Source organism: Tropicimonas sediminicola, from assembly GCF_900188335.1.
Lineage (GTDB): Bacteria > Pseudomonadota > Alphaproteobacteria > Rhodobacterales > Rhodobacteraceae > Tropicimonas > Tropicimonas sediminicola.
Genome location: NZ_FZOY01000011.1, coordinates 152853 through 165041, shown reverse-complemented (window position 1 = coordinate 165041; position 12189 = coordinate 152853). Strand labels below are relative to the sequence as shown.

Below are 12189 nucleotides of genomic sequence, written 5' to 3'. Positions count from 1 at the left end.
GTTTTTTTATCAATTACACCGAAATCGGGAGATTTCAATTCGTGATAACACCTATGTGCAGTCAACTGTCGAAAAGTCTATTGCGCGGCGATTTCGGGAGGCGCCGCGAGAGTGACGATATCCTTCATGATCACGTTGAGCTCGAAGTCCTTTGGTGTATAGACCCGCGCAACCCCCATGGCCCTGAGCCGTTTGGCATCCTCCTCCGGAATGATTCCGCCGACGATCACCGGGATATGGGAGAGGCCAGCCTCCCGCAATTTCTGCATCAGGTCGGACATTAGCGGGACGTGGCTGCCCGACAGGATCGAAAGGCCAAGAACATGCGGCGCCTCGCGTTTGGCGGCCGAAACGATTTCATCGGGCGTCAGGCGAATGCCCTCGTAATCGATTTCCATTCCGCAATCGCGGGCGCGGAAAGCGATCTGTTCGGCGCCATTGGAATGACCGTCGAGCCCCGGTTTTCCCATCAGGAACTTGAGCCTGCGGCCCAGGCGATCGGAGGCGGCATCGACGGCTTCGCGGATCTCATCCAGTCCCTCGGTCTTGTTGGAGACCGAGCGGGAAACGCCCGTCGGGCCGCGGTACTGGCCGAAGACCTCGCGCATGACGCCGGCCCATTCGCCGGTGGTAACGCCGGCCTTGGCAGCGGCGATGGAAGGTCCCATCACGTTGTCGCCGTTTCGGGCGGCGGCGGTCAGGGCCTCCAGCGCCTTGCGCACGGCGGCGGGGTCGCGCCCGGCGCGCCAAGCCTCGAGCCGGTCGATCTGTTCCTGCTCCACCGCAGGGTCGACGACCATGATGCCGCCTTCCTCGTCCACCAGCGGTGAAGGCTCGCCCTCTGTCCAGCGGTTGACACCGACGACGACGGTCTCGCCCTTCTCGATCTCGTTCAGGCGGTCGGCGTTGGAGTTCACGAGCTGCGATTTCATGTACTCGATGGCCCCGATCGCGCCGCCCATGCTTTCGAGGTTGGCCAGTTCGGCGCGGGCGCCGGTCTTGAGCTGTTCGACCTTGGCTTCCACCGCCGGGTTGTTGTCGAACAGGTCTTCGTACTCCAGCAGATCGGTTTCATAGGCCATGATCTGCTGCATGCGGAGCGACCATTGCTGGTCCCAGGGGCGGGGCAGGCCGAGCGCCTCGTTCCAGGCGGGAAGCTGGACCGCGCGGGCGCGGGCCTTTTTCGACAAGGTCACGGCCAGCATCTCGATCAGGATGCGGTAGACGTTGTTCTCCGGCTGCTGTTCGGTCAGGCCAAGCGAGTTGACCTGAACGCCATAGCGGAATCGACGGTATTTCGGTTCTTCGACGCCATAGCGGTCGCGGCAGATCTCGTCCCAGAGATCGACGAAGGCGCGCATCTTGCACATTTCGGTCACGAAGCGGATGCCGGCGTTGACGAAGAAGGAAATGCGCCCGACCAGTTTCGGGAAATCGTCCTCCGCCACCTTGTCCTTCAACCCGTCGAGCACCGCCTGCGCCGTTGCGAGCGCAAAGGCCAGTTCCTGCTCGGGCGTCGCGCCGGCTTCCTGCAGGTGATAGGAGCAGACGTTCATCGGGTTCCACTTGGGGATCTCCCGATAGCAATACTCGGCGACATCCGTGATCAGCTTCAGCGACGGCTTTGGCGGGCAGATATAGGTGCCGCGCGACAGGTATTCCTTGATGATGTCGTTCTGCACTGTGCCCTGAAGCTGGGCGATGTCCGCGCCCTGTTCCTCGGCCACTGCGACGTAGAGCGCGAGGAGCCATGGCGCGGTCGCGTTGATCGTCATCGAGGTGTTCATCTGTTCCAGCGGGATCCGGTCGAACAGCGCCCGCATGTCTCCGAGGTGAGACACCGGCACGCCAACCTTGCCGACCTCGCCGCGCGCGAGCTGGTGGTCGCTGTCGTAGCCGGTCTGGGTCGGCAGGTCGAAGGCCACCGAAAGACCGGTCTGCCCCTTGGCGAGGTTGGTCCGGTAGAGCGCGTTCGAGGCGCTTGCGGTGGAATGCCCGGCGTAGGTGCGGAACAGCCAGGGGCGATCTTTCTTCGTCTCGGACATCGGAGGGCCTCGCGACTCGGGGTGGGCAACAAAATTCCGTTCGAAGGGTGATATTCGAAATAATGTGCCCCTGTCAATTCGCTGCGGCGCGGCGCGCGGCCCGTCGAGGCAATGCAGCCGCAGCGCGCGTGAATCCTGCGGAAAAGCTAAGGTCCGGGCCATGCTCAGCGCTCAGCGGGACATAAAATTTCAAAACGAAGCATTATTGCATTGCAATGTTGCTTTCTCGTTCGTATCAACGCTTTCAATCCGCTGCGATTCTGCAATGCGGCAACTCGGATCAAGGAGGCTTGGATGGCCCTGGATGACATGACCCACGCAACCTACGATGCCCCTGAGAAGGAGCTCTACGAAATCGGCGAGATGCCCCCGATGGGCTACGTGCCGCCGAAGATGTACGCTTGGGCGATCCGCCGCGAGCGTCACGGGGAGCCCGACAAGTCCTTCCAGGTCGAGGTCGTCGATACGCCACAGCTCGACAGCCACGAGGTTCTGGTTCTCGTGATGGCGGCCGGGGTCAACTACAACGGTATCTGGGCCGGCCTCGGGGTTCCGATCAGCCCCTTCGACGGCCACGGCGCGCCCTATCATATTGCCGGCTCGGATGCTTCGGGCATCGTCTGGGCTGTCGGTGACAAGGTGAAGACCTGGAAGGTCGGCGACGAGGTCGTCATCCATTGCAACCAGGACGACGGCGACGACGAGGAGTGCAACGGCGGCGATCCGATGTACTCCCCGACCCAGCGGATCTGGGGGTACGAGACGCCAGACGGCTCCTTCGCCCAGTTCACCAACGTGCAGGCCCAGCAGCTTCTGCCGCGCCCGCAGCACCTGACCTGGGAGGAAAGCGCCTGCTACACGCTGACGCTCGCCACCGCCTATCGGATGCTGTTCGGTCACCATCCTCACGAGTTGAAGCCGGGCCAGAACGTCCTGGTCTGGGGCGCCTCGGGCGGTCTTGGCTCCTATGCCATCCAGCTGGCCAACACCGCGGGTGCGAACGCGATCGGCGTGATCTCCGACGAGAGCAAGCGCGACTTCGTCATGGCGCAGGGCGCCAAGGGCGTCATCAACCGCAAGGACTTCGATTGCTGGGGGCAACTGCCCACGGTCAACACGCCGGAATATGCCGCCTGGTTCAAGGAGGCGCGCAAGTTCGGCAAGGCGATCTGGGACATCACCGGCAAGGGCAACAACGTCGACATCGTGTTCGAACACCCGGGCGAAGCGACCTTCCCGGTCTCGACTTTCGTCGTCAAAAAGGGCGGCATGGTCGTGATCTGCGCCGGCACGTCCGGTTTCAACTGCACATTCGACGTCCGATACATGTGGATGCACCAGAAGCGCCTGCAGGGGTCGCACTTCGCGCATCTCAAGCAGGCCGCCGCGGCGAACAAGCTGATGGTGGAGCGCCGGCTCGACCCGTGCATGTCCGAGGTCTTCCCCTGGGAGGAGATCCCGGCCGCGCACATGAAGATGATGCGCAACGAGCACAAGCCGGGGAACATGGCGGTCCTGGTTCAGGCCCCGCGAACCGGGCTGCGGACCTTTGAGGACGCTCTGGCGGCGCGCCGCTAGATCCAGAGGGACAATTCCGGGAACTCCCGTCTGCCCGACCCGGCCGGCGGGAGTTTTCATTTGCTGCAGAAAGGCCGGGAATCGGTCTGAATTGATGCCGCGAAAACGCGGAAATGACGGTCATATTCAACGGCCGATGCGGCGGGAAACCGCGCAAAGCTCCCAACCTGTCGCGAAGCTGACAACTTCCGCGAGCGAACGCATGGCCGGTACATCCCTGCTGCATGGCCCGCTTGAGTTCAAGTTCGCAGGCATTCGGGAATTGGTAGAAAATCAATGAAACAAGGGTCTTGGTGCGCCTATCCTCGCTAGATATGGGGAGGCCAAAGCCGTGAATTATGCAACAGCAGCACTCGTGCTAAGGTTGTTCGGACATTTTGGTGATGCCCCCGGGAGGGGTTCTGATATGACACATTCCTGGATACTGGATGTACTTGCCGACCTGGGGACCTATGCCCGCGCTCACGACCTGAAGGCGCTGGCCACGCAACTGGACGAGGCTCAGCGTGTCGCTGAGGCCGAGTTGAGATCTGCATCGCTCACCTCCGGGGCGGCGACTCGGCAATCGAAGGAGCTGAAGTCAGTCGAAGATGGAGGAGAAGCTCGAAGCTCTTTGTGAATTCCTTCAGGAAGCTGCCGACGTGAGTCACCTTCAGGCTGCGACAGAACAGCTGCGCAACCACTACCAAATCGCCCATATCGTCTATCACTGGGTCAACTCGGCCGGTGAACGGTTCGGCGCCGGGACCTACAGCCAACTCTGGGTCGATCGCTATGTGGAGAAGGACTATCTCCGCATGGATCCGGTGATTCTTGGCTGCCTGCAGCGCTTCAATCCGGTCGACTGGAAGGAGCTGGACTGGTCCAGCCGCGCTGCCCGATCCTTCCTTCGTGAAGCGATCGATTACGGGGTGGGAAACCAGGGCCTGAGCATCCCGATCCGAGGGCCGGCGGGGCAGTTCGCCCTGTTCACGGCATCTCATAATTGCGACGACGATGTCTGGGCTGCGTTCGTCGATCTCAACATGAGAGACCTGATCATCATCGCCCACGAGTTCAACCGAAAGGCGCTCGAGTTCGAGCAGGGGGGCGATTCGGCGCCGTCGCCAAGCCTCTCGCCGCGCGAACTCGCGGCCATGACCTACCTCGCCAAGGGGCTGAGTCGGGCACAGGCTGCGCAGGAGATGGAGATCTCGGAGCACACGCTCCGCGTGTATATCGAGGCAGCACGCCACAAACTCGGGGCGCTCAACACCACCCACGCCGTCGCCCGAGCCCTTAGCCGCGGGCTGATCGTCGTCTGATCGCCATTATTTTGCCGGATTCCTGAAATCAGTTGGCTACAACCGGGCCCGCCGTAGGGGTCTGTTAACTATCTTTCGACAATCCTTTCCCTATCAGACGGAAAGGAGCCACTCGTCATGCTGCGTTACATCTACGGAAATGCCCTGAATCACTTCCCCACCCTCCGCGAGACCATGTTCCAGGACCGCGCCGAGCAATTCAGCCGCCGGCTTGGATGGGAGGTAAACGTTAACGAAGACGGTGAAGAGCGCGATCAATATGACGTTCTGAACCCGCTCTACGTGATCTGGGAGCTGGAAGACGGCACCCACGGCGGGTCGATGCGTTTCCTGCCGACCGTCGGGCGGACGATGATCAACGAACATTTCTCCCACCTGATGGACGGCGTGAAGATCGAATCGCCGCTGATCTGGGAATGCACCCGATTCTGCATCTCGCCCCGCGCGGACCGCCGGGCGGCCGCCGCCCTTGTTCTCGGCGGCGGGGAACTGATGGACAATTTCAAGCTGGAGCATTTCTGCGGGGTCTTCGACCCGCGCATGGAGAGGATCTATCGCCTGTACCACGTCGATCCCGACGTGATCGGCAGCGCCGGCGAGGGCAAGGACCGGATCGGCGTCGGCCTTTGGGAAATGAAGCCCGACGCCTGGGCGCCGACGCTCGGACGGCTCGGCATCGACAGGAACACCTCCCTGAGCTGGTTCAACCGGTCCTTCAACCGTCCCGAGCCGAAGCCGATCGAGCTGGCGGCGATCGCCTGACGCGCTTGCCGGATCCGTCGGTCCCGCGTTCGCGATCTCTGGAACCTCCATGGCGCGGCCTGTAGGGTCGCGCCATGTCCGTGCCCAATCTCACACTTTCCGACGACCAGGCCGAAGCCTGGGACCGCGTGGCCGAGCTGCTGGCCTCGGCGGGCGTGGACCTGCTGAACGAGAGCCTGACACCCCGTATAGAAAGCGGGACGGGCGCTCTCGCCATCGTCGGCAAGGCGGGATCGGGCAAGACTCTCCTGCTGGCGCGTCTCGCGCAGGAGCTCGAGGCGGCCGGCGTGGATATCGTCTCCGGCGACTGGGAAGGACGCCGACGCAAGGACCGGCGCACGCTGGCGATCCTGGCCCCGACCAACAAGGCCGCGAGCGTGCTGCGCAGCCGCGGCGTGCCGGCGACCACGATTCACCGCATCCTCTACACGCCGGTCTACGACCCGGAATACGAGCGCATCGCCGAATGGCTGGCCGGGCAGGGCGAACGGCCGGAGGTCGAGGGGCTGACCGATGCGGCGCTCGACCGGGCCTTCGCCTTTTACCAGGCCAACAAGTCGATACCCGGGGCGATGGCTGCGGCCGGGTTGCGCGGCTCGGATTTCATCACCGGCTGGAAGCGGCGCGAGGAGCCGCTCGACATCGGCTTCATCGACGAAAGCTCGATGCTGGATGCCCGCCAGCTCGACGATCTGCGCGAGATCTTCCCGACGTTGATCCTTTTCGGCGACCCGGCCCAGCTCGCGCCGGTCAATTCCTCGGGCGCGATGGCCTTCGAGACGCTCCCAGAAGAGCGCAAGCTCGTGCTGCACCGGGTCCACCGGCAGGCGGGCGACAACCCGATTCTCGATCTCGCCCATGCGCTGGCCGACCCGGAACTCGGTTTCGAACAGTTCGAACGTATGGTCGAGGATGCCGCCCGGGACGACGAGCGGGTGCAGATCGGCCAGCGCGTCGACTCGGATCTCATGGCGCGCTCGCCGGTCCTCGTCTGGCGCAACGCGACCCGCGTGCGCCTGATCCAGGCCTTTCGCTCCGCCCATGGCGCGCCGGAGAACAGCCTGCTGCCGGGCGAGCCGCTGATCTGCGACGGGATCGAGCTGCCGCTGAAGCACCGCAAGCGCCGGCTCGACCTCGAGGCGCGTGGGCTGATCAAGGGCGCGCAGGTCGTCTACCTCGGGCCGGGGCGCAAGCCGGGCTTTTCGCTGCTGCACGTGCTCGGGGCCGAGGATCCGCGCCTGTCCGCTGCCTCGATCATCAAGATCGAGAAGCCGGACGAGGAGGAGCCCTTCATTCCCTTCGCCGCGAACATGGGGGCGGCATTCCTCCATGGCGCGGCGGTAACGATCCACAAGGCGCAGGGGTCGCAATGGCCCGCGGTGCAGGTTTTCGCGCCCGATCTTTACAGCGCGGCGCGGGCGGGCCGGGTCGAGGCGGGGCAGCCGCTCTGGAAGCGCCTTGCCTACGTGGCGATCACGCGGGCCGAGGAAACGCTGATCTGGGTGACGCGATACCGGCTTGGCCGCCCGAAGGAGACGCTCGGGACGAGCGATCTGACGGTCGCGGCCCGGCCACTGGCATTGGAGCAGGAGGAGGCGACATGAGCCGCACCATCATGATTACGGGCGCGTCGAGCGGAATCGGCGCGGCGACCGCGCGACGGTTTCTCGAAGAGGGTTGGCAGGTCGGGCTCTTCGCCCGTCGTAAGGAGGCGTTGGAGGCCGTCGCCGAAGGGCACGCAAGCGCCCACGTCCTGTGTGGGGACATCACCGAGCCGGAGCAGGTGTCGCAAGCCTTCGAAAAGCTCTCCGCCGCCGCCGGCCGGATCGACGCGCTGTTCAACAATGCGGGGCTCTTCACGCCCCAGGCTCCGATCGACGAAGTCCCGATCGAGGATTGGCGACGCGCCGTCGACGTGAACCTGACCGGCATGTTCCTCGCTGCCCGCGCGGCCTTCGGCCAGATGCGCCGGCAGGATCCGCAGGGCGGGCGGATCATCAACAACGGGTCGATCTCGGCCTATGTGCCGCGCGAGGGGGCTGCACCTTACACGGCGACGAAACACGCGATCACCGGGTTGACCCGGCAGATCTCGCTCGATGGCCGGCCGTTCGATATTGCCTGCGGGCAGATCGACATTGGCAACGCGCTCACCGACATCATGCAGGAGGTGACCGAGCGGGCGCGGCGGCTGGGCGAGGCGCCGCCCGAGACCTTCGAGGTCGAGCATGTCGCTGACGCGGTGCTCCAGATGGCGTCGCTGCCGCTTCACGCCAACGTCCAGTTCATGACGCTGATGGCGACCAAGATGCCCTATATCGGCAGGGGGTGACCGGCCTTACCCGTCGTGCAGCGCCTCGAACTCTTCGCGGCTCAGGCGCGGCACTTCCAGCGACCCGAACCCTTCCGGACCCTCGGTGTGCGGAAACAGGCTGAGATAGAGCGCAAGCGTGTTGCGATCCATCCTGGACTGGAATTGGGGGCCGGGATGGAAGCTCTCCAGCTCCAGGCCATTGGCCTTCACGATCTGCTGTCCGGCGAGGCCCAGGTGGAACACGCGCACGGGCGCGACGGGCGTGACCTCGATCACGCTGAGGCTGTCGACAAAGGCATCGGCAGGCACGAAGGCCTGTGCGGTGCCAAGCGCGGAAAGACAACCGGCATTGCGATAGAGCAGACGCGCCGGCGAGCCGATCACGAGGTCGGGCAGGGGGCGGTCCGGGCCGAAGGCTTCCGTCGCGATCCGGATCAGGCGCGCCGGTTCGCTGCCGCGATCCCCGCTGCTGGAGGGATACAACGTCATCGATCCGACCCATTGCAACGGCATCAGGCCGTTGGTCGCCGTCTCGATCCGGATGCCCGGTTGGAGGTCTTCGACGGCAATGGCCCCGAACTCGGTCGCGATCAGGGCGCCGCGTCCGAAGGCGGAGAAGGCTTCCTCGAAAACCGGGAGGGCAGGAGCGACGCGCGTGAAGGAATCGATCAGCCCGTCGGGGCTGAGAAACACGACCTCGTAGCGGCGCGTGAGCGGCGCGACGCGCCGGGCCTGCCAGTCCGATCGGACAGGTCTGGTGGTGATATCGGCCTTCCGGCCGACCTGCTCCGTCGCGGTCATCGCGACGCCGTGTTGGTGCCGTTCCAAGCAATCGATCCTTTCGGTCGGTCGCTTCTGCCGGCCCCCACCAGTGCGCAGAAGTTCCTGTTTCGAGTTCGATAATGTTCGCCGGACAGAGGGATTGTCAAAGAGGTTGCCCCGTTCGATGAGGCCTCCGGGCCAATCCGATTTCCGGCTGAGATATGTTTCGGCGGAGGCGGCGGGATTGCCACATTTTCGATCCGGTCAGGAGCGCCGAACAGCGCACCCGACTCCGGCATGTGACAACGCGCGTCGCCCCGAGGTCAGGCGCTCAGGGCCTGCCGCAGATCGCCATGGCCGTCGCGATGGACAATCCAGGCGGCCCGGCGTGCGCCGCGCTCCCAGGGAAGCTGCACATCCAGCGTCCGGGCCGAGGCCATCGCCGCGGCGATCCAGCGTCTGTTCGTCTGCATAGGGCTCTCCTTCGTTCCTGATGCGGTCGACGGCTGCGCGGTGCGTCGGCTCGTCGTTTCCCGTTCGTGACCAGTTTCGCGGGAGACTGGGGCATTGCTGCGGCAAAGGCAGGGAAATCCGCGGGCTTGCGCCTGGGCGGAGCGATCAGAGACGAATGACCGAGATCAGGCGGCCATAATCCGCCTCTTTCCGATGCACCGAACGGCGGTACGAGTAGAACCGTTCCTCGTCGGAGTAGGTGCAATGCCTGGTCCAGACAGCCTGGGCGACGCCGGCGCGCCGAAGCCGTTGCAGGCCGTAGCCGGGCAGATCGAACTGGGCCTTCTCGCCGTTGCCGGCAAAGAACCTCTGGTTGGCGGGATCGTCCGCGACGAACTCGTCCATGAAATCCCAGTCTACCTCGTAGGCGCGCTGGCTGATCGTCGGGCCGATGACCGCCGTGATCCGCCCCCGCTGGGCGCCGAGCTTTTCCATCGCGTCGATGGTCGCCTCCAGCACGCCGGACAGGGCGCCGCGCCAGCCGGCATGGGCCGCGCCGATCACGCCGGCCTCATGGTCCGCGAAGAGCACGGGCTGGCAGTCCGCGGTCAGGATGGAGAGTGCCAACCCAGGCCGGTCGGTTACGATCCCGTCGGCGCGCATGCGTTCGCTTGGCGGTTCCTCCACCGCGACGACATCGGCGGAATGGACCTGGTTCATGGTAACGAGGCTCTCCACAGGCACGCCCATGGCCTGCGCGACCCGCTGCCGGTTGATCGTCACGATGTTCGCCTGATCCGAGGAGCCCTGACCGCAGTTGAGCCCGGAAAACACACCCGAAGACGCGCCGCCTCGGCGGGTGAAGAACCCGTGGCGGAGGGGCGACAGGCTGTCTGACGTGAGAATTTCCAGCGTCATGGGGCAAATCCGGGAGGTGGTGCCGTGTCCGGGCGATGAATGGCGATTGTCTTGAAGAGCGAACCCATTTCCTGCGGATGCGTCAAGCGCCGATGCGCGGCGACATGGCTCTCCATTTGTGCAGGATCGCCGATATGGCGGGCCAGTGCCTGCGCCCGCGCGGTGATCCCGAGGCGCTCGAGAAAGACGCCCTGGGGCACCATCGGCGTCACTGCCGCGCCCGCGGCTGTCGCAGCGCGCGCGACGGCTTCGAAATCAACGTGGGCGGTCAGGTCGGCCAAGCCCGGGGCCTCCAGTGGGTCGACCGGCCGGTGGTCTTGCAGCGCCTGAAAGGTGTCCCCGCGGGAGCGCCAGTCCCCGTAGTCGATGAAGATTGCCGCGCCACCGTGGGCCACGATCCGCTCCGCGACGGTGCTGACGATCCCGGACAGGGCGGGGCAGATTTCGACCACGTCGCCCTCGTCGGTATCCGCAAGCCGATGGGCCAGCGCGTCGCCGGGGAGCGGATCGGACAGGCCGAAGGCGAGCGCCCCATCGACGAGGCCCAGCATGCGCTCCCGCCAGCCGTCGCCGCTGCGCTGGAACTGCCGGATCGGCAGCGCATCGAGGAACTCGTTTGCGACGAGGAAAAGCGGCCCCGTGGGAAGGCTGTCGATGTCGCGGTGCCAGCTTACGTCGTGTCCCGCCAGTGCGCGTTGTTGTTCGTGCTGCAGGCGGGGGCTCGCCTCGATCAGGTGAACGCGGGATTTCTCCGCAAAGCCCGGCACCGATCTGGTGGCGCGCAGCGCATCGGCCATCAGCGTGCCGCGCCCGGGGCCGATCTCGGCCAGCAACGCGCCTTCGGGCCGGCCCTGATCAAGCCACGCGCCGGCCAATGCGAGGCCAAGCAGTTCGCCGAACATCTGGCTGATTTCCGGCGCGGTTATGAAATCCCCCGCCGCGCCAAAGACGCGCGCGTTCGTGTAATAGCCCGCGGTCGGATGCAGCAAGCATTCCGCCATGAAGTCGGCAAGGCTGATCGGGCCGGTCTCGGCGATGCGCCGAATCAGGATCCGCTCCAGCTCGGTCATGCCGGAGCGGGGCGCTGTCTCAGGGCGTGGGCCACCAGCGCGAGGCCGAGCAGAACCATTGGCAGCGACAGGAGCTGTCCCATGGTCACCCCGACAGCGCCCTGGCCGATCACGAAGCCGATCGGATTGTCCGGCGTGACGAACTGCGCGTCGGCTTCGCGGAAGTACTCCACGATGAACCGGGCGATGCCGTAACCGGCAAAGAAGGTGCCGGCGATCAGGCCGGGCCGCTTGAGCGCGCCGCGGCGCATCGCCATCCAGAGCAGCAAGAGGCCCAGCACCAGCCCCTCCAGCGCCGCCTCGTAGAGTTGGCTGGGGTGCCGCGCGAGCTCGGTGCCGTAGTAGAACCATTCGCCGAGCACCGGGCAGCCCTGCATCTCGGGAGCACTGCACATGGTGGGGAACTTCATGGCCCAGGGCATATCGCTCGGCCGGCCCCAGAGTTCGCCGTTGATGAAATTCGCCACACGGCCGAAGAACAGCCCCGGCGGGGCGGCAAGGGCAAGCGCGTCGGCGGCACTGAGCTTGGGGATCGCGTGGCGCCCGGTGAAGAGCCAGACCGCAATCACCACCCCCAGAAGGCCACCATGAAAGGACATGCCTCCCTGCCAGACCGCGAAGATCTCGGCCGGGTGGGCGAGGTAGTAACCGGGCCGGTAGAACAGAACGAATCCGAGGCGGCCGCCGAGAACAACTCCGAGGATGACCCAGGTCAGCAGGTCCTCGACCTGCGCTGGCTTCATCGGCGGCGTGTTGTCCGGCCATAGCGCGGGCCGGCGGACCAGCGCCACGATCAGCCGCCAACCCAGCAGCAGACCCGCAATATAGGCCAGCGCATACCAGCGCAGCGCGAACTCCATGCCGAAGAGGGTGATGGAGAACAGCTCGGGGCTCGGTTCGGGGAAAGGGATCACTGCGTGCATCGTCACCGCTCTTGCCCGTCGTTTCGAGGCGAAGTCAACCTTGAGGCCGGAGGCCATGCG

11 protein-coding genes are annotated in these 12189 nt (G+C 65.0%); 5 read left to right on the top strand and 6 right to left on the bottom strand.

Annotation, left to right across the window (positions count from 1 at the left end):
- Window positions 1–77 precede the first annotated feature (77 nt).
- Window positions 78–2045, bottom strand: coding sequence for a protein meaA (locus CHB86_RS21905; protein ID WP_089235258.1), 1968 nt, complete (start codon window positions 2043–2045; stop codon window positions 78–80).
- Window positions 2046–2339: 294 nt separating this feature from the next.
- On the opposite strand from CHB86_RS21905, the gene ccrA reads away from it, so the two are divergent.
- The 5 genes from ccrA (at window position 2340) to CHB86_RS21875 (ending at window position 8021) form a co-directional block, all read left to right on the top strand.
- Window positions 2340–3623 (top strand): crotonyl-CoA carboxylase/reductase, encoded by a 1284-nt coding sequence (ccrA, locus tag CHB86_RS21900; RefSeq protein WP_089235257.1) that lies wholly within the window; start codon window positions 2340–2342, stop codon window positions 3621–3623.
- 590 nt (window positions 3624–4213) lie between these two features.
- Window positions 4214–4927 (top strand): helix-turn-helix transcriptional regulator, encoded by a 714-nt coding sequence (locus tag CHB86_RS21890; RefSeq protein WP_089235255.1) that lies wholly within the window; start codon window positions 4214–4216, stop codon window positions 4925–4927.
- A 117-nt stretch (window positions 4928–5044) separates the two neighbouring features.
- On the top strand, window positions 5045–5689 hold the full coding sequence (locus CHB86_RS21885; RefSeq protein WP_089235254.1) for an acyl-homoserine-lactone synthase: 645 nt from the start codon (window positions 5045–5047) through the stop codon (window positions 5687–5689).
- 74 nt (window positions 5690–5763) lie between these two features.
- On the top strand, window positions 5764–7293 hold the full coding sequence (locus CHB86_RS21880) for an ATP-dependent DNA helicase (RefSeq protein ID WP_089235253.1): 1530 nt from the start codon (window positions 5764–5766) through the stop codon (window positions 7291–7293).
- A complete protein-coding gene (locus tag CHB86_RS21875; RefSeq protein ID WP_089235252.1) occupies window positions 7290–8021 on the top strand; it encodes an SDR family oxidoreductase in 732 nt (243 codons plus the stop codon). Before CHB86_RS21880 ends, CHB86_RS21875 begins: the two co-directional genes overlap by 4 nt.
- Window positions 8022–8027: 6 nt before the next feature.
- On the opposite strand, the gene CHB86_RS21870 is transcribed toward CHB86_RS21875, so the two are convergent.
- The 5 genes from CHB86_RS21870 to lgt form a co-directional block, all read right to left on the bottom strand.
- Window positions 8028–8831 (bottom strand): Hint domain-containing protein, encoded by an 804-nt coding sequence (locus CHB86_RS21870; protein ID WP_141134956.1) that lies wholly within the window; start codon window positions 8829–8831, stop codon window positions 8028–8030.
- A gap of 257 nt (window positions 8832–9088) precedes the next feature.
- Complete coding sequence (locus CHB86_RS24765) at window positions 9089–9238, bottom strand: hypothetical protein (protein ID WP_176442975.1); 150 nt, start codon at window positions 9236–9238, stop codon at window positions 9089–9091.
- A gap of 145 nt (window positions 9239–9383) precedes the next feature.
- Window positions 9384–10136, bottom strand: a complete 753-nt coding sequence (gene pgeF, locus CHB86_RS21865) for a peptidoglycan editing factor PgeF (RefSeq protein WP_089235250.1) — start codon at window positions 10134–10136, stop codon at window positions 9384–9386.
- On the bottom strand, window positions 10133–11206 hold the full coding sequence (locus CHB86_RS21860) for a class I SAM-dependent methyltransferase (RefSeq protein ID WP_089235249.1): 1074 nt from the start codon (window positions 11204–11206) through the stop codon (window positions 10133–10135). Before CHB86_RS21860 ends, pgeF begins: the two co-directional genes overlap by 4 nt.
- On the bottom strand, window positions 11203–12129 hold the full coding sequence (gene lgt, locus CHB86_RS21855; protein WP_089235248.1) for a prolipoprotein diacylglyceryl transferase: 927 nt from the start codon (window positions 12127–12129) through the stop codon (window positions 11203–11205). Before lgt ends, CHB86_RS21860 begins: the two co-directional genes overlap by 4 nt.
- Window positions 12130–12189: the final 60 nt, after the last annotated feature.

Excerpts from the sequence above, each read along its gene's own strand:
- CHB86_RS21905 (WP_089235258.1), bottom strand. The coding sequence starts at position 2,045 with ATGTCCGAGACGAAGAAAGATCGCCCCTGGCTGTTCCGCACCTACGCC.
- ccrA (WP_089235257.1), top strand. The coding sequence starts at position 2,340 with ATGGCCCTGGATGACATGACCCACGCAACCTACGATGCCCCTGAGAAG.
- CHB86_RS21890 (WP_089235255.1), top strand. The coding sequence starts at position 4,214 with ATGGAGGAGAAGCTCGAAGCTCTTTGTGAATTCCTTCAGGAAGCTGCC.
- CHB86_RS21885 (WP_089235254.1), top strand. The coding sequence starts at position 5,045 with ATGCTGCGTTACATCTACGGAAATGCCCTGAATCACTTCCCCACCCTC.
- CHB86_RS21880 (WP_089235253.1), top strand. The coding sequence starts at position 5,764 with ATGTCCGTGCCCAATCTCACACTTTCCGACGACCAGGCCGAAGCCTGG.
- CHB86_RS21875 (WP_089235252.1), top strand. The coding sequence starts at position 7,290 with ATGAGCCGCACCATCATGATTACGGGCGCGTCGAGCGGAATCGGCGCG.
- CHB86_RS24765 (WP_176442975.1), bottom strand. The coding sequence starts at position 9,238 with ATGCAGACGAACAGACGCTGGATCGCCGCGGCGATGGCCTCGGCCCGG.
- pgeF (WP_089235250.1), bottom strand. The coding sequence starts at position 10,136 with ATGACGCTGGAAATTCTCACGTCAGACAGCCTGTCGCCCCTCCGCCAC.
- CHB86_RS21860 (WP_089235249.1), bottom strand. The coding sequence starts at position 11,206 with ATGACCGAGCTGGAGCGGATCCTGATTCGGCGCATCGCCGAGACCGGC.
- lgt (WP_089235248.1), bottom strand. The coding sequence starts at position 12,129 with ATGCACGCAGTGATCCCTTTCCCCGAACCGAGCCCCGAGCTGTTCTCC.